An 18235-nucleotide genomic window follows, 5' to 3' on the forward strand; every position below is an offset into this window, starting at 1 on the left:
TGCCGACAGGTCAGGAGGATCAGGCAAGGAATTCGGCGGAATGCGCAAGGCGGGCGTTGGCGGCAGGCAAACAGGACTTCCAGGCGAAAAACCCGGATAATGCCGGCCAATTTCGTTTTGCACGCTTAACTCACGGTAATCCCGCATGGAAATCAAGGTCAATTTTCTCGACAATCTCCGTCTCGAAGCCAAGTTCGACGACTTCACGGTGATCGCCGACCAACCGATCCGTTACAAAGGCGACGGTTCGGCCCCGGGGCCGTTCGACTATTTCCTGGCGTCTTCGGCCCTGTGCGCGGCTTACTTCGTGAAGCTGTACTGCCAGACCCGCGACATCCCCACCGAAAACATTCGGCTGTCGCAGAACAACATCGTCGATCCGGAAAACCGCTACAACCAGATCTTCAAGATCCAGGTCGAGCTGCCTGAAGACATCTCCGAGAAGGACCGCCAGGGCATCCTGCGTTCCATCGACCGTTGCACGGTAAAGAAGGTCGTGCAGACCGGGCCTGAATTCGTCATCGAGGTGGTGGACAACCTCGACGCCGATGCCCAGGGGTTACTGATGCCGGTGTCGGACACCAGTACCTACATCCCGGGCAAGGACCTGCCGCTGGAGCAGACCATCGCCAACATGTCGGCGATTCTCGCGGGCCTTGGGATGAAGATCGAGATCGCCTCGTGGCGCAATATCGTGCCCAACGTGTGGTCGCTGCATGTGCGCGATGCACAGTCGCCGATGTGCTTCACCAATGGCAAGGGTTCGACCAAGGAGGCCGCGCTGGCCTCGGCGCTGGGTGAGTTCATCGAGCGCCTGAACTGCAACTTCTTCTACAACGACCAGTTCTGGGGCGAGGACATCGCTAACGCGCCGTTCGTGCATTACCCGAACGAGCAGTGGTTCAAGCCGGGCCCCAAGGACGCGCTGCCCAGCGAGATCCTCGACGCGAACTGCCTGGAAATCTACAACCCCGACGGTGAACTGCGCGGCTCGCACCTGTACGACACCAACTCGGGCAACACCGCGCGGGGCATCTGCTCGCTGCCATTCGTGCGCCAGTCGGACCAGGAGGTGGTGTACTTCCCGTCCAACCTGATCGAGAACCTGTTCCTCAGCAACGGCATGAGCGCGGGCAACACCCTCGCTGAGGCGCAAGTGCAGTGCCTGTCGGAAATCTTCGAGCGTGCGGTGAAGCGCGAGATCCTTGAGGGCGAACTGTGCCTGCCGGATGTACCGCAGGAAGTGCTGGCCAAGTACCCGGGCATCGTTGCCGGTATTCAGGGGCTGGAAGAGCAGGGCTTCCCGGTGCTGGTCAAGGACGCATCGCTGGGCGGTGAGTTCCCGGTCATGTGCGTGACCTTGATGAACCCGCGCACCGGTGGCGTGTTCGCCTCGTTCGGCGCGCACCCGAGCCTGGAAGTGGCGTTGGAGCGCAGCCTCACCGAGTTGTTGCAGGGCCGCAGCTTCGAAGGCCTGAACGACCTGCCGCAGCCCACCTTCGAAAGCCACGCGCTGACCGAGCCGAACAACTTCGTCGAGCACTTCATCGACTCCAGCGGCGTGGTGTCGTGGCGCTTCTTCAGCGCCAAGGCCGATTTCGAATTCGTCGAGTGGGACTTCTCTGGCCATGGCGAAGATTCCAACGTACAGGAAGCTGCGACCCTGTTCGGCATCCTCGAAGACCTGGGCAAAGAAGTGTACATGGCGGTGTACGACAACCTCGGTGCCACCGCGTGCCGCATCCTGGTGCCGGGTTACTCGGAGATCTACCCGGTCGAGGACCTGATCTGGGACAACACCAACCGGGCCTTGTCGTTCCGCGCTGACATCCTCAACCTGCACAGCCTGGACAACCGTTCGCTGAAGTTGCTGCTCAAGCGCCTGGACAACTGCGATGTGGACGATTACACCACCATCACCACGTTGATCGGCGTTGAGTTCGACGACAATACGGTGTGGGGCCAGTTGACCATTCTTGAGCTGAAGCTACTGATCTGCCTGGCCGTGCAGCGCTTCGAAGATGCCAAGGAGCTGGTTGAGGCGTTCCTTCAGTTCAACGACAACACCGTCGAGCGTGGCCTGTTCTACCAGGCGTTGAACGTGGTGCTGGAGGTGGTGTTGGATGATGAACTGGAGATGGAAGACTACGAAACCAACTTCCGCCGCATGTTCGGCAACCCGCGGATGGACGCGGTGCTGGGCTCGGTGGACGGCAGCGTGCGCTTCCACGGCCTGACGCCGACCAGCATGAAGCTGGAAGGGCTGGATCGTCATTTGCGTTTGATCGAGAGCTACAAGAAGCTGCATGCAGCTCGGGCCAAGTTTGCCTGATAGACCGAGCGCCGCTTGTGCGGCGCTTCGCAGCACAAGGCTGCTCCTACACAGGCCCGATTCGCCGCCAAGAAGGTCGCGCGCCCCTGCCACAGGAATAATTGGCCCGAAACAATTGTAGGAGCAGCCTTGTGCTGCGAAGCGTCGCGCAAGCGGCGCTCGATCCCACAAGCGCCAAAACCCCAAAATCGTATACCTCGCAACCATCCCCATATAGCGGTTAATGCTTTCCGCTATCTCAAATCCGTCTTGCCTCTCACCCCCCCAACGCTTGCCGCTTCCCCCATCAGGCGCATAATTTTTTGCTGCCCCCATGGGCTCGACCCCTCAACCTATCCATGGCGCGATGACCGCCAGAAGGACCTCGGCCGCGCACAACACGAAGGCGCAGACCATGAGCACCCCTTTGGATACCAATGCCTTGAAAGCCCGCCAGCAAGCCGCGTGGGCCAGCGGTGACTACGCCGTGATCGGCACCACCCTGCAGCTGGTGGGTGAACGCCTGGCCGAAGCCTGTGATTTGCGCTGGGACGAGCAGGTGCTGGACGTGGCGGCCGGCAACGGCAATGCCACCCTGGCCGCCGCGCGGCGCGGTTGCCGCGTCACCTCCACCGACTACGTGGCCGAGTTGCTCAAGCGCGGTGAGGCACGCGCTCAGGCCGAGCACCTGAACGTGGTGTTTCAAGTGGCCGATGCCGAAGCGTTGCCGTTCGCCGAGGGTGCATTCGATGCCGTTCTGTCGACCTTCGGTGTGATGTTCACCCCCGATCAGGCCCAGGCCGCGCGGGAATTGAGCCGCGTCTGTCGTTCCGGCGGCCGGATTGGCCTGGCGAACTGGACGCCCCAGGGTTTCGTTGGCCAGATGTTCAAGACGCTCGGGCGCCACGTTCCGCCGCCAGCCGGGGCATTGCCCCCTTCACGCTGGGGTGACGAGGAGCAGTTGCGGGTACTGTTCGACAGGGCGCTGGGCCAGATGCAGGTCACCCGTCAACACTTCAACTTCCGCTATCGCTCTGCAGCGCACTTCATCGATGTGTTCCGCACTTGGTATGGGCCGGTGCACAAGGCGTTTGCGGCATTGGCGCCTGAAGCCGCCAATGCGCTGGAGAGCGACCTGACTGCGCTGTTGAATGAAAACAACGTGGGGGGCGGGGCCTCGCTGGTGGTCCCCAGCGAGTATCTGGAGGTGGTGATCACGCGGCGTTGAGCGTCAGCGACTGCTGCCTAGTTCTTGCACTTGGCCATCACCACCTGGCAGGTCTTCGGCGTCCCCCCAGACCTGCCTGCATAGCGCACACAGTTGTTCAGCGACTTCTGTCGGGCAATGCTCAGGGTATTGCCCCAGGCCAGGCCACCTTCGCCCGTAGTCGGTACGGCCTTGGCGAAGCAGTTGGAGCCAACGGTGGAGGCCGCATAGCGGGCTTGGTTTTTCTTGCTGGAGCAGCCTGCGCTCAGCCCCAGGCCGAGGATGAGCAGCGTGTTCAGTGCCCAGAACGCCCACGTGCGCTCCCGGTAGTCGCTCATGCTGTTCTCCTTGTTCGAGTGATGCCAAAGCGCTGAAGGTAGAAAAGCACAGCGCGGGTGCTTGCAGGATACCATTCAAGCGAAACGGTGAACTATCGCGTCGTAGAGACGCTCCTTTCTTTAGCGCACCCCGCGCACGCCTGATGATGTCTTTGTCATCAGGGCCGGGTCACTGAACGATAAGGAGGCGCCGTGACCGCATCTGAGCAAACCCTCTACCGCTGCACGCCAGGCCCATTGCACGCCATGCTGTTGGCCGGCAGTGTTCCGCTGTTTCTTGGCGCGCTGTTGAGCGATATCGCCTATTTCAATAGCTACCAGATCCAATGGAGCAACTTCGCGGCCTGGCTGATTGCCGGTGGCTTGGTGTTCTGTGGGCTGGCGCTGCTGTTCGCGTTGGTCAACCTGATCCGCGCCGAGCGCAAGGGCGGGCGTGCGACCCTGTATTTCGTGCTGTTGCTGGCGACCTGGGTGTTGGGGTTGGTCAATGCCTTCGAGCATGCCAAGGACGCCTGGGCAGTGATGCCGTCGGGGTTGGTGCTGTCGGTCATTGTGACCGCGCTCGCAACTGTCGCGGCATGGACTGGCCTTAGCAACCTGCGTTCGGGAGGTGTGGCATGAAGCCTTTGCATACCTTGAGCCTGTTGAGCATGGCGTTACTGATCAGCGCCTGTGGTGGGGAGGGCGCGCCTACTCAAGCCCATGGCCCGGACCCCAAGCTGCCTGAGCCACAGCGTGGTTTGCTGCCGAGCATGAAGATCGCTGAGCCGGTTGCCTGGGGTGAGCAGAAGCCGACTGTGCCTGAAGGCTTCAGCGTCACGGCAATCGCCACCGGCCTGAACATCCCGCGCCAGAGCCTGGTGCTGCCCAATGGCGATATTCTCGTAGCCGAGGGCCGCGGCGGCAACGCCGCAAAACTCAAACCCAAGGATGTGATCGCCAGCCAGATCAAGGCCAAGGGCAATACCCAGGTCAAAGGCGGCAATCGCCTGACCTTGCTGCGCGATGCCGATGGCGATGGCACCTACGAGGTGCAGACGGTATTTGCTGAAAACCTCAACGCCCCTTACGGCCTGGCGTTTGCCAACGGCAAGCTGTACGTGGCCAACCAGGATGCATTGGTGCGTTTCGACTACCAGGAGGGCCAGACCAAGGCCAGCGGTGCGCCGGTCAAGGTCACCGACCTGCCTGCCGAAATCAACCACCACTGGACCAAATCGTTGGCCGTCAGCGCTGATGGGCGCTTCCTTTATGTGGGTATCGGCTCGAACAGCAACATCACCGAGCGCGGCCTGGAAGTGGAGATCGATCGGGCCATGGTCTGGCAGGTCGATGCCCAGACCGGTGCTCACCGGCCCTATGCGACCGGCTTGCGCAACCCGACGGCCTTGGCTGTTCAGCCGCAGAGCGGGCAGGTGTGGGCGGTGGTCAACGAGCGTGATGAACTCGGCCCTGATCTGGTCCCGGACTACCTGACGTCGGTGCGTGAAGGCGGGTTTTATGGGTGGCCCTACAGTTATTGGGGCCAGAACGTCGATGACCGAGTCAGGCCACAGAACCCGGACAAGGTGGCGGCGGCAATCAAGCCGGACTACAGCCTTGGCTCGCATGTGGCTGCATTGGGGGTCGACTTCTCGGTACCGGCCATGGGCGAGCGCTTCGCCGACGGGGTGTTCGTGGGTGAGCACGGTAGCTGGAACCGGCCAAACCCCGTGGGCTACAAGGTGATCTTCGTGCCGTTCAGCAATGGCAAGCCGGCGGGCGAACCGATCGACTTCGCCACGGGCTTCCGGGGCGAGGACGGCAAGACGCGTGGGCGGCCGGTGGGGGTCACCGTCGACCCGCGCGGTGCCTTGATCATTGCCGACGACCTGGCCAATACGGTCTGGCGGGTGACGCGCAGCCAGTAATGACTATGCTTGTTGGCGCGTGAACCTTTCACGCGCCAACCCGGAAACGAATACAGGGAAGCAGGCCTATGAAACCCATTAGCTCACTCGCTCGCGCTGTCGCAGTCGCCTCGCTGGTCTTCGCTGGCAGCTTCACGGCCCAGGCCGCTGATGTGCCGATTGGTAGCGAAGCGCTGGAAAGCCATGTCACCACCAAGGTGCAGGCTATCGACCTGGCCAGCCGCCAGGTCACGGTGGAGGGCGCCAACGGCAAGCCTGTGACCTTCCAACTGACCGAGAAGGCCAAGGCGCTGCCCAACCTCAAGGTCGGCGACACGGTCGACATCTACGTGACCCGCGCTGTGGCTTATGTGCTCAATACCGACGTGGGCGGCGCGCCTAAAGTGAGTGATGAGTCCGGCAGCATTCGCGCCACCAAGGACAACCCCAACCCCGGCGGTGAGGCGTTCCGCCAGGTCAAGGTTACGTCGCAGATCAAGAAGATCGACCTCAAGAAGCATGAGGTGAGCCTGCTGCCGCCGGAAGGCAAGCTGCAGGTGGTGAAGGTCGAGAACCCTGACCTGCAGGCGCGCATGAAGAACCTCAAGGTCGGCCAGACGGTCGATGCCATCTACACCGAAGTGCTGCGCGTAGAGACCTCACGCTAGGTCGGCGAGTGAGGTGCCCGACTATTCACACGGCGAATAGTCGGGGTGCATGTGTTTGATTTCCATAACCGGTGCAGATCCATCGATCATGGCCTCCATCACACAACAAGGTGAGGGTGGTCATGTTGAGCAAGTCGATGGTTCTGTTGGGTATCCCTGTGGCGATGGCGTTGCTGGCGGGTGCCGTACTGCCGTTTCAGGCAGCTGGCAACGCCGCTGTTGGCCGGGCGTTGGGCCACTGGTTATGGGGGGCGTTCACCTCGCTGACGGTCAGTTCAGTGGTGGTAATTGCGGCGCTGCTGATACTGCGGGTGCCAACGCCAGACCTGGGCAAGGCCCTCCAAGGGCCGTGGTGGCTGTGGATTGGCGGCGTGCTGGGCGCGCTCTACGTGGCCGGCGCGGCAGCACTGACGCCGAAACTGGGCGCCGCGGGCTTTCTAGTGCTGGTGGTGGCAGGGCAGATCTTGACGGCGGTCATCGCTGACCACTTCGGGGTAATGGGGTTGGGGGGCAAACCGGTCAACCTGGCTCGGGTGGCCGGCGTGGTACTGATCCTGTGTGGGGTGTTTCTGGTCCAGGGGGACTGGGGGAGCAGCGCTGCGGCCAAGCCTGTGGTGCTCGAGCAGTCACAGCGCTGATCAGGTGCCTGGCTGGCTGCAGGCCCACACGGCCTCGCGCAGCCAGCGATGCCCGGGGTCGCTGTCTTTGCGGCTGTGCCAGGCCTGCTGATAGGCAAACGAAGGAATGGCCAGTGGCGGCTCAAACCGGCGCAACGCCTGATGCTGGCGCAATGAACCTACCGCGCGGCTGGCCACTGTGAGAATCAGATCGGTGCCCGCAAGCACCTCGACCGCTGCGCTCCAGTGCGGCAGTGCCAGGGCTATCCGCCGCTGCAGGCCGTGGGCGGCCAATGCGCGTTCTATTTCATCATGGGCATCGGGGTGCATGGCCATCAACACATGGGGGCGAGCCAGCCAGTCGGCCAACGCTAGGCCCCCACTGGCAGGCAGCACCTGGCGGTCGGCAACACTGATGAAGTGTTCCTCGAACAGGGGCTGGGCGGTGATGCTCTGCGGCAGCTCGGGGAATAGGCCCAAGGCCAGGTCGAGCTCCCCGTCGAGCAGCTGGGCCAGCATGGTTTCACGGCTGGCCTGGCTGATTGCCAGGTCTACACCGGGTGCTACCTGGCGCACGTGGCGGACCAGGGGCGGAAGGATAATGCGCGAAGCATAGTCGGACAACGACAAACGGAACCGACGCTGCGCCTTGGCAGGGTCGAACAGTGGAGCGGCCAGCAGCGCGTTGAGGTTGCCCAAGGCATCTTGCAGCGGCTTGGCCAGAGCCTGCGCACGTGCGGTTAGGGCCATGCGGCCGTTCTGGCGAATCAACAAGGGGTCATCGAAGTGCCTGCGCAATTGTGCCAGCGCATGGCTCACCGCCGGCTGGCTCCGGTGCAGGCGCAGGGCGGCGCGGGTCACGTGCTTCTCTGTCAGCAGTGCATGCAAGGCCAGCAGCAGATTGAGGTCGATCTTGCGCAGTTCATCCATGGGGCGAATAGTCGAGGCTGGTTGGGCGGGCTTTGATCAGCCTAACAGATGTCCTGGTTTGGGTGCGCGGCGGTGCGCATGGCGGTCGGCTATTGCTGCACGGGTTGCAGAAATCATCTGCACTGCGCCGTATTGTTCAACTTGCCATGCCTAATTAGCCTGTATCGAAACCGTCATCCTCACAGGAATCGATCATGGCCAGCCGTATAACACTCACCGCCACCGGCACTGCCGATGTCATGCAGGTGCAGCACGTCCAACCGCAAGTGCCAGGGCCAGGCGAGGTTTGGCTGGAGCAGACCGCCATGGGCGTCAACCCGCTGGACGTACTGCAGCGCAAGGGCGGGGCGCCCCTGGCATTGCCGTCTGGCCTGGGGCTGGAGGGCGCAGGGCGGGTGAGCGCGGTGGGTGAAGGGGTGGGCAATGTGCGCGTGGGGGACCGGGTGGCGTATGCGATGGGCCCGGTAGGCGCTTATGCCAGTGGGCGACTGTTCCCTGCCGAGCGCCTGGTCAAGCTGCCGGACTCACTGGATGACGAAGCCGCCGCAGCCGTATTGTTCAAGGGCATCACCGCGCAGTACCTGCTGAAGAGCACCTACCGCGTGGGGCTGGGTACCCAGGTGCTGCTGTATGGCGCGGGCGGGGCATTGGGGCAGCTCATGGCGTCTTGGGCCAGGCACCTGGGGGCGACCGTGATTGGCGTGGTGTCGCGACCACAGAGCGTCGAGCGGGCGCGGGCGGCGGGCTGCCATCACGTGATGGTGTTCGAGGCGGCCACGTTGGCCAGGGAGGTGCGTGAGTTGACGCAGGGCGAGGGCGTGGACGTGGTGTATGACAGTGTCGGCAAGGTGTCGCTGGAGGCCTCGCTGGACAGCCTGCGCCCGCGCGGGTTGCTGGTGTCGTTTGGCGGCACCTCCGGCGCGCCGGCGGCCATTGAAGTGGCCACGCTCAATGCCAAGGGCTCCCTCTACCTGACGCGCCCGTCACTGGCAGCCCATACGCGCACCGTCGAGGAGTACCAGCAACGCGCCGCCGATGTGCTGGCGGCGGTCGACGCAGGTATCATCCAGCCTCGGGTCTGGCGTCGCTACCCGCTGACCGAAGCGGCCAGGGCCCACGCGGACCTGGAGCAAGGGCTGTCGGAAGGGGCGCTGATTCTTACTGCCTGACTTTCCTACCTTCTGCCGAGCCTTGCCATGGATGCCTTCGACAGCCGCCGCGCCGATGAACTTGCCACCTTGCTGGCCCTACACGAGCAGGGGTCGTTCGCGGCTGCTGGACAGCAACTGGCGCGCCACCCCACGGTGCTGTCCAAGCGCCTGAGCGCACTCGAAGCACGCCTTGGCATCCGCCTGGTTGAGCGCAGCACGCGGCAACTGCGCTTCACCGACGAAGGTGAGCGGTTGGTGGCGCGGGTGCGTGAGGCCAGCCGGCTGATCGCCGAAGCCGAACAGGAAGCCACGCAAGGGGCGGTAACGGTGCGGGGGCGTTTGCGCCTCGCCTTGCCGGCGGCCATGGGGCGGCGCTGGTTGAGCGGGATGTTGGCGGATTTTGTGCTGGCCTATCCGCAGGTCACAGTGGAGGCCGAGTACGCTGATCGCTTCGTTGACCTGATCGGCGAGGGCTTTGACGCTGCCATCCGTATCGGCGAGTTGGCCGATAACCGCCTGGTGGCGCAAAAGCTGTGCGATCACCGCCGCATCCTCTGCGCCTCGCCGGGCTACTTGGCCAGTCATGGCACGCCGCAGCAGCCTGAGCAGCTAGCCGGGCATAACTGCCTCGGCTTCAGCGGCTTGCGTTCGTTTCCCGAATGGCGCCTCACCCGGCAAGCGCAGCAAGTCAGTGTAAAGGTCAGTGGTTCGTTGCGCAGTAATGACAATGAAGCCTTGCTCGAAGCTGCCCGCCGGGGTGTGGGCATATTGGCTGGCGGCGACTGGCTGATGGGTGAGGACTTGACCAGTGGGCGCTTGGTGCGGGTGCTGCCGCAGTGGCAGCTCGACGTGGCGGCAGGGATCTACCTGGTGCGGCCTACGTCACGGTTGAACACCGCTGCACTCGGGGTTTTCAAGGCGTGGGTGACTGAGCAGTTCAGTGCGGGAGCGCCCTGGCGGCACCAGGGCGATCATCTTTAGATTTCGCTTTAATCTTATTCTTTAAGTAATTGAAAATAAACGATAAAACTAATTTTGTCGCTTCTGCCTACTATTAAGGTTTTGCTGAAAATAATCAGGCTAACCTACTTAAAAATATAGATTTATCGCCTTGCGACGGCATGCTGCACGCATTGCTCGTAATAGGTCTGCTTGATCGCCGCAGGTTTCAATCGCGAACGGCTGTTGTAAGTCTGCTCGGTAATGCCGAAGGCGGTCATGCGCATCCACGGCTTGGCGAACTTGCGCGCCTGTAACTTCTTGCGCGTGGCATACAGGGTTACCCCTGATAGCTTGGCCTGCTGGGCTTCTGCGGCGATCTGTGCGCCCCAGCCACAGGTCTGGCGATCGTTCTGGCTCAGCGTCCTGGCCTGCACGCCGAAGGCGGCCGTGGCCAGCAGGCAGCCGGCCATCGTTGCTAGAAGTACTCGCATGTTGCTGTCCTAAGCATCTGAAGGAGAAGGGAGTTTGCCTTCCCTTCAAACACCTGGGGGCCAGCAATTTGCCGTCAGGCAGTGGCCATTCGCAACCGCCCTGAGGCGGGGGCACGCAGGCTGGCCCAGGCAAGGCCTGCCACCCAGATGACCGATACGCCGTAGTTCAAGCGCTGGTACAAGCCGAACAGATGGCCACTTTCAACAGCCTGGCCCATCAGCGCGACGGTCACGATCGCCAGCACTACGGCTGCCAAGGAGAACAGGCTCAAAGCCCGTGAGCCGGCCACCCGGTTGCCTAGCCAGGCCCACAGCGCACTGGCCAGGGTCAACGAAAGGAACATCAGCAAGCCCGAGAGGTTGTGCAACTGTTGCGACAGCGAAGGCTGTGCCGGTGCACACCCTTGGTCGCAGGGGAACCAGCCGGTGCCCAGGCTGCCCAGGCCATGCAGCAGCACCAGGGCCGCGCTGACCCGCGCCAGGGTCGATCCCTGCCAGCGACGGGCCAGGCCCCAGGCAAACAGTGCGAACAACACGGCCAGTGGGAAGTTGTTGACCAACGCAGACCAGTGCTGGGTGGCTGCACCCACGGCGCCGAGTTGGCTCATGGCCTGTTGCAGGTGGTCATAGCCGGGGTACGCCTGGGCAGTCAGCCAGACGCCAGCCAGTAGCCACAGGGGGATCAGCAGGCCAGTGGCGAGCAGAATGCGGTCGAGCGGTTTCATGCTGTCGTTTCCTTCCATGGATAAGTGAGCGCGAAGCCGCACGGTACAGCCTTTCGCTGGCTTTGGGCCAGCATGTGGCGCTGATTTTTCGCATTCCGCGTGTCGCAGACACAGTGTGAAATACCGCATTGGGTGTATGTGATCGTACAACTGCTTGCGCTATCATGGGCGCTGTCTTTCAAGGTGAAATACAGGGCATGACAGAGCAGCAGGTACAGGCAAGGACCCGGCGCAAGCCGCGCAGTCTGGCCCAGGAACTGGTCACGGTGCTGACCGAGCGAATTCGCAGCGGCCAGCTCAAGCGCGGCGACAAGCTGCCGACCGAATCGCAGATCATGGCGGAAGAGGGCGTCAGCCGCACCGTGGTGCGCGAGGCCATCTCGCGGCTGCAGGCCGCAGGCCAGGTGGAGACCCGCCATGGCATCGGCACCTTTGTGCTGGACGCACCGGCCACGGGCGGTTTCCGCATCGACCCGGCGACCGTGGTGACCCTGCGCGAAGTGCTGGCAGTGCTGGAGTTGCGCATTGCCTTGGAGATCGAGTCGGCAGGGTTGGCGGCGCAGCGGCGCAGCGATGAACAGCTGGTTGGCATGCGCGCAGCGCTGGACGAGCTCAACGAAGGCGCGGCCCATGCGACCGATGCCGTGTCGGCGGACTTCCAGTTCCACTTGCGCATCGCCCAGGCCAGCGGCAACCACTACTTTGCCGACATCATCAACCACCTGGGTACCAGCATCATTCCACGTACCCGGCTCAATTCGGCACGCCTGGCCCATGATGACCAGGCGCACTACATGAGCCGGTTGATGCATGAGCACGAGGCGATCTACGAAGCGATTGCCCGGCAAGACAGCGAAGGGGCGAAGATGGCCATGCGCATGCACTTGAGCAACAGCCGCGAGCGGTTGCGTCAGGCGCATGAAGAGGCGGAAGCGCAGGGGGTCTGAGCCCTCTGTCGCCCAGGCCGGCCCCTTCGCGGGTAAACCCGCTCCCACAGGATCACTGCAGCCCTGAAATCTGTGCCACCCCTGTGGGAGCGGGTTCACCCGCGAAGGGGCCGGTACAGACAAAAGAAAAAGCCCCGACATGTGCGGGGCTTTTTCCATTCTAAAGACGATCAGATCGCCTCTTCGCTCCACTGCCCATTCACCAGGCGACGCAGCCCCAGCGGGTTGCCATCGCGCAGCGCCTCAGGCAGCAGCGCCTGCGGGTAGTTCTGGTAGCACACCGGGCGCAGGAAGCGGTCGATGGCCAAGGTGCCGACCGACGTGCCGCGTGCATCCGAGGTTGCCGGGTATGGCCCGCCATGCACCATGGCGTCGCACACTTCGACACCCGTCGGGTAGCCATTGACCAGGATTCGGCCGACCTTTTCTTCCAGCAGCGGCACCAGCCAGGCGAACGCTTCGAAATCCTCCGGCTCGCCGATCAGGGTCGCGGTCAGTTGGCCGCGCAGGCCGAGCAGTGCGGCGCGCAGTTGTTCGTTGTCCTGGGCTTCGACGGCCACAGTGGTCGGGCCAAACACTTCTTCTTGCAGCAATGGGTCGGCGTCGACCAACAGGCGGGCGTCAGCCTTGAACAGCTGGGCGCGGGCCTGGTTGCCTTGCTGTGCCTGGCCGGCCAGGTGCTCGATGCCAGCGTGGGCGTGCAGGTGCTCCAGGCCGCCAACGTAGCTGCGCAGGCCGCCGGCGTTGAGCAGGGTTTGGCCAGCCTGTTGGTCGAGGTGCTGGCCGAGGTCGGCCAGCAACTGGCTGAATTGCGGCGATTGCAGGCCGATCACCAGGCCAGGGTTGGTGCAGAACTGGCCGGCACCCAGGCACACCGAGCCTGCCAGTTCGCGGGCGATGGCTTCGCCGCGTTTGGCCAGGGCACCGGGCAGGATGATCACCGGGTTGATGCTCGACATCTCGGCAAACACCGGGATCGGCTGTGGGCGTTCGGCGGCCATGCGGCACAGCGCATCGCCACCCTTGAGCGAGCCGGTAAAGCCGACGGCCTGGATCGCCGGATGCTTGACCAGCCATTCGCCGACCCCGCCGCCGAAGACCATGTTGAACACGCCCTTGGGCATGCCGGTGCGCTCAGCGGCGCGCTGGATGGCACAACCGACCAGGTCGGCCGTGGCCATGTGGCCGCTGTGCGCCTTGAACACTACCGGGCAGCCCGCGGCGAGGGCGGCGGCGGTGTCGCCACCGGCAGTCGAGAAGGCCAGCGGGAAGTTGCTGGCACCGAACACGGCAACCGGGCCTACGCCAATGCGCATCTGGCGCAGGTCGACACGAGGCAGCGGTTGGCGATCCGGCAGGGCCAGGTCGATGCGTGCCCCCAGGTAATCACCGCGGCGCAGGACTTGTGCGAACAGGCGCATCTGGCCACTGGTACGCCCGCGCTCGCCCTGGATACGCCCTGCAGGCAGGGCGGTTTCGCGGCAGACGATGGCGACGAAGGCGTCGTCCAGCTCATCCAGTTCGGCGGCGATGGCATCGAGGAATTCGGCGCGGCGCGCCGGGGCCAGTTGACGGAATTCGGCGAAGGCGGCAGCGGCGGCTTGGGCGGCTTGGTCCACTTCAGCCTCGGTGGCCTGGGCAAAGCTGTAGGGCAGGGCCTCGCCAGTGGTGGCGTCCAGGCTCTGCAGGCGTTGCGCGCCAGCGGCGCTGCGCTGGCCGGCGATGAAGTTGTGGCCGAGGATCTCAGGCATGGGGTGCTCCTTTGATGAAATAAAAGGCTGAAGGACGGCATGGCCCGCTCCCACAGGGGCCATGCCAAACCGCTACATCAGGTAATCGGCGCCGGGTTGAACAGGGTGATGTCGTTGTGCAGCCGGTGTTGTTCGGCCCAGGTCTGCTTGCGGCCGCTGGCCACGTCCAGGTAGTAGTGGAACAGCTCCCAACCCAGTTCCTCGATGCTCGAGCGGCCTGTGGCGATGCGCCCGGCGTCGATGTCGATCAGGTCAGGCCAGCGCTCGGCCAGCTCGGTGCGGGTGCACACCTTGACCACGGGTGCCATGGCCAGGCCGTACGGCGTGCCGCGGCCGGTGGTGAAGACATGCAGGTTCATGCCAGCTGCGAGCTGCAAGGTGCCGCAGACAAAGTCGCTGGCCGGGGTCGCGCAGAAGATCAGGCCTTTGCGGGCGACTCGCTCGCCAGGGCCGAGCACGCCCTGAATAGCGCCGCTGCCGGACTTCACGATCGAGCCCAAGGACTTTTCGACGATATTCGACAGGCCGCCTTTCTTGTTGCCCGGCGTGGTGTTGGCGCTGCGGTCGGCCGCACCTTGCTGCAGGTAGCGGTCGTACCAGTCCATCTCGCGCACCAGCGCCTCAGCCACGTCCTGGTTCTCGGCGCGGGAGGTCAGCATGTAGATGGCGTCACGCACTTCGGTCACTTCCGAGAACAGCACGGTCGCGCCGGCGCGTACCAGCAGGTCGGAGGCATAGCCCAGCGCGGGGTTGGCGGTGATGCCGGAGAAGGCATCGCTGCCGCCGCACTGCATGCCCAGGATCAGCTCGCTGGCGGGCACCGTTTCGCGACGGCGCTGGTCGAGCTTCTTCAGGCGGGTTTCAGCCAGCGCCATGATCTGTTCGATCATTTCGCCGAAACCCAGGCTGGCGTCCTGCAGGCGATACAGCCACGGGTCGCTGAGGTCTACCGAGGGGTCGTTGTCGTGCATGACCTGGCCGGCCTGCAGCTTTTCACAGCCCAGGCTGATGACCAGCGCTTCGCCGCCAAGGTTAGGGTTACGCGCCAGGTTGCGCACGGTGCGGATCGGGATGTAGGCATCGCGGGCGTTGATCGCCACGCCGCAGCCGTAGCTGTGGGTGATGGCGACCACGTCATCGACGTTGGGGTACAGCGGCAGCAACTCTTGACGAATGCGCTTGACCGCATGCTCCAGCACGCCGGTCACGCATTGCACGGTGGTGGTGATGCCGAGGATGTTGCGGGTGCCGACGGTGCCGTCGGCATTGCGGTAGCCCTCGAAGGTAAACCCCTCGAGTGGCGGCAAGGCGTCGGGGACGGCGTCGCAGCGCGGCAGGCTGTCCAGCGCTGGGGCTTCTGGCATGGCCAGCTGGCTTTCCTGAACCCAGCTGCCTTGGGGCAAGTCTTCAAGGGCGTAACCGATGATCTGCCCATAGCGGCGCACCGGCTCGCCTTTGGCGATCAGTACGGTGGCGACCTTGTGGCTCTGCGGCACGCCTTCGACCAGGGTCAGGCCGTCGGGAAAGCGGGCGCCTTCGCCCAGGCCGCCGTCGTTGACCACTACCACGACATTGTCGTCATCGTGCAGGCGGACGTAGCGGGGCGAGTCGGAATGTTCGATCAACTGCATGTTCGGGCCCTTCTTGTGATTGCTCAGGCTTTATACATCCGCCCGCGGCCGGCAGGTGCCGGGCGCGGGCGTGTTCACTCAGTGTCGGGCGCTTGCCAGGTCACCATTGGCGGTGACATCGGCTTCAGCCTTTGGGGGTTCATGCAGCTCGATGCGCTTGATCGGGCCGACGATCACCAGGTAGCTGAACACCGCGACCAGGGCGTTGGCGCCTACATACACCAGGGCCCACTTGAACGAACCGGTGGCGCTGATGATGTAGCCGATGACGATGGGCGTGGTGATCGAGGCGATGTTGCCGAAGGTGTTGAACAGGCCGCCCGAAAGGCCGGCGATCTGCTTGGGCGAGGTGTCGGCGACCACAGCCCAGCCCAGTGCACCAATGCCTTTGCCGAAGAAGGCCAAGGTCATGAAACCGACCACCATCCATTCAGCGTCGACATAGTTGCAGAAGACCATGGTGGTCGACAGCAACAGGCCGCAGACGATCGGCAGCTTGCGCGAGAAGGTCAGCGAATTGCCGCGGCGCAGCAGCCAGTCCGACAGCACCCCGCCCAGCACGCCACCGATGAAACCGCAAATGGCCGGCAGCGAGGCAATGATGCCCGCCTTGAGGATGGTCATCCCACGCTCTTGCACCAGGTACACCGGGAACCACGTCAGGAAGAAGTAGGTGATGGCGTTGATGCAATACTGGCCCAGGTACACGCCCAGCAGCATGCGGCTGGTCAGCAACTGCTTGATGTAACCCCATTTCGGGCCGTCGTTGCCGCGTTTCTGGTCCATGTCCACCAGGCCGCCGTTCTGCTCGATGTGCTCGAGCTCGCTTTGGCTGATGCGCGGGTGTTGCTTGGGGTTGTAGATGGTCTTCATCCACACGAACGAGAACAGGATGCCAAGGCCGCCCATGACCACGAACACATGTTCCCAACCGAAGCTGAAGACAATCCAGCCCATGATCGGGGCAAACAGTGCGGTGGCGAAGTACTGGGCCGAGTTGAAGATGGCTGAGGCCGTGCCGCGTTCTGCGGTGGGGAACCAGGCCGCGACGATGCGGGCGTTGCCCGGGAACGACGGGGCTTCGGCAAAACCGACCAGAAAACGCAGGGTGAACAGCGTTACGATTGCCCATGCCACCGGCAGGCCACCGACAAACCCTTGTAACAGGGTGAACAGCGACCAGGTGAAGATGCTGAAGGCGTAGACGTTCTTGGAGCCGAAACGGTCGAGCAGCCAGCCACCAGGGATCTGGCCAGCCACGTAAGCCCATCCAAAGGCAGAGAAGATATAACCGAGGGTGACGGCGTCAATGCCGAGGTCTTTCTGCAGGCTGGAGCCTGCGATTGCAATGGTAGTGCGGTCGGCATAGTTGATCGTGGTCACCAGAAACAGCATGAACAGGATCAGGTAGCGCACATGCGTCTTCTTAGTCGCTTGCATGCTGGTAGTACTCCCACTAGTTATTTTTGTGCGGGCTCACGAGGTGTAACCGGAGTGGGGGCTTCCCACTCCGGGTGCGGCTGAGACAGGCCGCGGGGGTTCGCTTATTGCGGACCCATCTTGTCCATCAGGGCTGCGAGCATTTCGTATTCTTCAGCGGTCAGGTCGGTCAGCGGCGTGCGCACCGGGCCTGCGTCGTAACCGGCGAGCTTGGCGCCCGCCTTGACGATGCTGACTGCGTAGCCGGCCTTGCGGTTACGGATGTCCAGGTACGGCAGGAAGAAGTCGTCGATCAGCTTGCCAACGGTGGCGTGGTCTTCCCGGGCGATGGCGTGGTAGAAGTCCATCGCGGTCTTTGGCACGAAGTTGAACACGGCCGACGAGTAGACCGGTACACCCAAGGCCTTGTAGGCAGCAGCATACACTTCGGCGGTCGGCAGGCCACCCAGGTAGCTGAAACGATCGCCCAGGCGGCGGCGGATCGACACCATCAGCTCGATATCACCCAGGCCATCTTTGTAGCCGATCAGGTTCGGGCAACGCTCGGCGAGTTTTTCCAGCAGGTCGGCGTTCAAGCGGCAGACGTTACGGTTGTAGACCACTACACCGATCTTCACCGATTTGCACACGGCTTCGACGTGGGCGGCGACGCCGTCCTGGCTGGCTTCAGTCAGGTAGTGCGGCAGCAGCAGCAGGCCCTTGGCACCCAGGCGCTCGGCTTCTTGCGCGTATTCGATGGCCTGGCGGGTCGAGCCACCAACGCCGGCGAGGATCGGTACCGAAGTGGCGCAGGTGTCGACGGCAGTCTTGATCACCTGGCTGTATTCGCTGGCCGCCAGGGAGAAGAACTCACCGGTACCGCCAGCTGCGAACAGGGCGCTGGCGCCATAAGGGGCCAGCCATTCCAGGCGTTTGATGTAACCCGCCTGGTTGAAGTCGCCCTGGGCATTGAAGTCGGTGACCGGGAAAGACAGCAGGCCGTGGGAGAGGATGGATTTCAGTTCTTGTGGATTCATTGTTATAGGCATCCTGTGGCGCTTGGGTGAGGGTGTGTAGAAGCGATGGAGGTAAGTTATCGTACAACTTGTACGATGACTAGTCCCTCGATGCATTTTTTTTCCCTGATGGGCTGAGGAAGGCGTGTTTCTGCAGGCGTCCCTTTCGCGGGTAAACCCGCTCCCACAGGGAAGGCGCAAA

General features: G+C 63.2%; 17 protein-coding genes. 9 read left to right on the forward strand and 8 right to left on the reverse strand.

The genetic code is table 11. The features are described 5' to 3' along the window. Positions 1 to 145 precede the first annotated feature (145 nt). Together GIB19_RS14230 and GIB19_RS14235 are read left to right on the forward strand one after the other, a co-directional pair. On the forward strand, positions 146 to 2332 hold the full coding sequence (locus tag GIB19_RS14230) for an OsmC domain/YcaO domain-containing protein (RefSeq protein ID WP_027593622.1): 2187 nt from the start codon (positions 146 to 148) through the stop codon (positions 2330 to 2332). Positions 2333 to 2726: 394 nt separating this feature from the next. Further along, positions 2727 to 3539, forward strand: coding sequence for a class I SAM-dependent methyltransferase (locus GIB19_RS14235; RefSeq protein WP_099429082.1), 813 nt, complete (start codon positions 2727 to 2729; stop codon positions 3537 to 3539). A gap of 17 nt (positions 3540 to 3556) precedes the next feature. On the opposite strand, the gene GIB19_RS14240 is transcribed toward GIB19_RS14235, so the two are convergent. Next, complete coding sequence (locus tag GIB19_RS14240) at positions 3557 to 3856, reverse strand: hypothetical protein (protein ID WP_085274366.1); 300 nt, start codon at positions 3854 to 3856, stop codon at positions 3557 to 3559. Positions 3857 to 4102: 246 nt separating this feature from the next. Between GIB19_RS14240 and GIB19_RS14245 the strand changes: the two genes are divergently transcribed. The 4 genes from GIB19_RS14245 (at position 4103) to GIB19_RS14260 (ending at position 7051) form a co-directional block, all read left to right on the forward strand. Next, the gene (locus GIB19_RS14245; protein ID WP_265970079.1) at positions 4103 to 4477 is read left to right on the forward strand and encodes a DUF2231 domain-containing protein; all 375 of its coding nucleotides are present in this window, start codon (positions 4103 to 4105) and stop codon (positions 4475 to 4477) included. Further along, on the forward strand, positions 4474 to 5766 hold the full coding sequence (locus GIB19_RS14250) for a PQQ-dependent sugar dehydrogenase (protein WP_274886907.1): 1293 nt from the start codon (positions 4474 to 4476) through the stop codon (positions 5764 to 5766). The genes GIB19_RS14245 and GIB19_RS14250 overlap by 4 nt, the downstream gene beginning before the upstream one ends. 68 nt (positions 5767 to 5834) lie before the next feature. Then, a complete protein-coding gene (locus GIB19_RS14255; RefSeq protein WP_274886908.1) occupies positions 5835 to 6413 on the forward strand; it encodes a hypothetical protein in 579 nt (192 codons plus the stop codon). Positions 6414 to 6535: 122 nt separating this feature from the next. Further along, positions 6536 to 7051 carry a DMT family transporter gene (locus tag GIB19_RS14260; protein WP_265970074.1) on the forward strand — a complete coding sequence of 172 codons (516 nt, stop codon included), beginning with the start codon at positions 6536 to 6538 and terminating at the stop codon, positions 7049 to 7051. Here the strand turns inward: GIB19_RS14260 and GIB19_RS14265 are convergent, their stop codons facing one another. Beyond that, entirely contained in the window at positions 7052 to 7960 is a 909-nt protein-coding gene (locus GIB19_RS14265; RefSeq protein WP_099429085.1) for a LysR family transcriptional regulator, read from the reverse strand. It lies immediately after the preceding gene. 194 nt (positions 7961 to 8154) lie between these two features. Between GIB19_RS14265 and GIB19_RS14270 the strand changes: the two genes are divergently transcribed. After that, the gene (locus GIB19_RS14270) at positions 8155 to 9129 is read left to right on the forward strand and encodes a quinone oxidoreductase family protein (RefSeq protein ID WP_274886911.1); all 975 of its coding nucleotides are present in this window, start codon (positions 8155 to 8157) and stop codon (positions 9127 to 9129) included. Between the two features lie 27 nt (positions 9130 to 9156). Beyond that, on the forward strand, positions 9157 to 10092 hold the full coding sequence (locus tag GIB19_RS14275; protein ID WP_274886912.1) for a LysR family transcriptional regulator: 936 nt from the start codon (positions 9157 to 9159) through the stop codon (positions 10090 to 10092). Positions 10093 to 10214: 122 nt separating this feature from the next. Here the strand turns inward: GIB19_RS14275 and GIB19_RS14280 are convergent, their stop codons facing one another. Continuing rightward, the gene (locus tag GIB19_RS14280; RefSeq protein WP_085274370.1) at positions 10215 to 10544 is read right to left on the reverse strand and encodes a hypothetical protein; all 330 of its coding nucleotides are present in this window, start codon (positions 10542 to 10544) and stop codon (positions 10215 to 10217) included. Between the two features lie 74 nt (positions 10545 to 10618). After that, positions 10619 to 11269 (reverse strand): DUF998 domain-containing protein, encoded by a 651-nt coding sequence (locus GIB19_RS14285; protein ID WP_274886914.1) that lies wholly within the window; start codon positions 11267 to 11269, stop codon positions 10619 to 10621. A 197-nt stretch (positions 11270 to 11466) separates the two neighbouring features. Between GIB19_RS14285 and GIB19_RS14290 the strand changes: the two genes are divergently transcribed. Continuing rightward, the gene (locus GIB19_RS14290) at positions 11467 to 12216 is read left to right on the forward strand and encodes a FadR/GntR family transcriptional regulator (protein WP_027593610.1); all 750 of its coding nucleotides are present in this window, start codon (positions 11467 to 11469) and stop codon (positions 12214 to 12216) included. A gap of 170 nt (positions 12217 to 12386) precedes the next feature. On the opposite strand, the gene GIB19_RS14295 is transcribed toward GIB19_RS14290, so the two are convergent. The 4 genes from GIB19_RS14295 to kdgD form a co-directional block, all read right to left on the reverse strand. Further along, positions 12387 to 13967, reverse strand: coding sequence for an aldehyde dehydrogenase (NADP(+)) (locus tag GIB19_RS14295; RefSeq protein WP_238213188.1), 1581 nt, complete (start codon positions 13965 to 13967; stop codon positions 12387 to 12389). Between the two features lie 77 nt (positions 13968 to 14044). Then, positions 14045 to 15598 carry a galactarate dehydratase gene (gene garD, locus GIB19_RS14300; protein WP_186680280.1) on the reverse strand — a complete coding sequence of 518 codons (1554 nt, stop codon included), beginning with the start codon at positions 15596 to 15598 and terminating at the stop codon, positions 14045 to 14047. A 78-nt stretch (positions 15599 to 15676) separates the two neighbouring features. Next, positions 15677 to 17038, reverse strand: coding sequence for an MFS transporter (locus GIB19_RS14305; protein ID WP_274886917.1), 1362 nt, complete (start codon positions 17036 to 17038; stop codon positions 15677 to 15679). A gap of 104 nt (positions 17039 to 17142) precedes the next feature. Then, a complete protein-coding gene (kdgD, locus tag GIB19_RS14310) occupies positions 17143 to 18054 on the reverse strand; it encodes a 5-dehydro-4-deoxyglucarate dehydratase (RefSeq protein WP_099429090.1) in 912 nt (303 codons plus the stop codon). Between the last annotated feature and the right edge of the window lie 181 nt (positions 18055 to 18235).

It is taken from the genome of Pseudomonas sp. ITEM 17296 (genome assembly GCF_028895205.1).
Lineage (GTDB): Bacteria > Pseudomonadota > Gammaproteobacteria > Pseudomonadales > Pseudomonadaceae > Aquipseudomonas > Aquipseudomonas kermanshahensis.

Coding starts and splice junctions, on each gene's coding strand:
- GIB19_RS14230 (WP_027593622.1), top strand. CDS start 146: ATGGAAATCAAGGTCAATTTTCTCGACAATCTCCGTCTCGAAGCCAAG.
- GIB19_RS14235 (WP_099429082.1), top strand. CDS start 2,727: ATGAGCACCCCTTTGGATACCAATGCCTTGAAAGCCCGCCAGCAAGCC.
- GIB19_RS14240 (WP_085274366.1), bottom strand. CDS start 3,856: ATGAGCGACTACCGGGAGCGCACGTGGGCGTTCTGGGCACTGAACACG.
- GIB19_RS14245 (WP_265970079.1), top strand. CDS start 4,103: ATGCTGTTGGCCGGCAGTGTTCCGCTGTTTCTTGGCGCGCTGTTGAGC.
- GIB19_RS14250 (WP_274886907.1), top strand. CDS start 4,474: ATGAAGCCTTTGCATACCTTGAGCCTGTTGAGCATGGCGTTACTGATC.
- GIB19_RS14255 (WP_274886908.1), top strand. CDS start 5,835: ATGAAACCCATTAGCTCACTCGCTCGCGCTGTCGCAGTCGCCTCGCTG.
- GIB19_RS14260 (WP_265970074.1), top strand. CDS start 6,536: ATGTTGAGCAAGTCGATGGTTCTGTTGGGTATCCCTGTGGCGATGGCG.
- GIB19_RS14265 (WP_099429085.1), bottom strand. CDS start 7,960: ATGGATGAACTGCGCAAGATCGACCTCAATCTGCTGCTGGCCTTGCAT.
- GIB19_RS14270 (WP_274886911.1), top strand. CDS start 8,155: ATGGCCAGCCGTATAACACTCACCGCCACCGGCACTGCCGATGTCATG.
- GIB19_RS14275 (WP_274886912.1), top strand. CDS start 9,157: ATGGATGCCTTCGACAGCCGCCGCGCCGATGAACTTGCCACCTTGCTG.
- GIB19_RS14280 (WP_085274370.1), bottom strand. CDS start 10,544: ATGCGAGTACTTCTAGCAACGATGGCCGGCTGCCTGCTGGCCACGGCC.
- GIB19_RS14285 (WP_274886914.1), bottom strand. CDS start 11,269: ATGAAACCGCTCGACCGCATTCTGCTCGCCACTGGCCTGCTGATCCCC.
- GIB19_RS14290 (WP_027593610.1), top strand. CDS start 11,467: ATGACAGAGCAGCAGGTACAGGCAAGGACCCGGCGCAAGCCGCGCAGT.
- GIB19_RS14295 (WP_238213188.1), bottom strand. CDS start 13,967: ATGCCTGAGATCCTCGGCCACAACTTCATCGCCGGCCAGCGCAGCGCC.
- garD (WP_186680280.1), bottom strand. CDS start 15,598: ATGCAGTTGATCGAACATTCCGACTCGCCCCGCTACGTCCGCCTGCAC.
- GIB19_RS14305 (WP_274886917.1), bottom strand. CDS start 17,038: ATGCAAGCGACTAAGAAGACGCATGTGCGCTACCTGATCCTGTTCATG.
- kdgD (WP_099429090.1), bottom strand. CDS start 18,054: ATGAATCCACAAGAACTGAAATCCATCCTCTCCCACGGCCTGCTGTCT.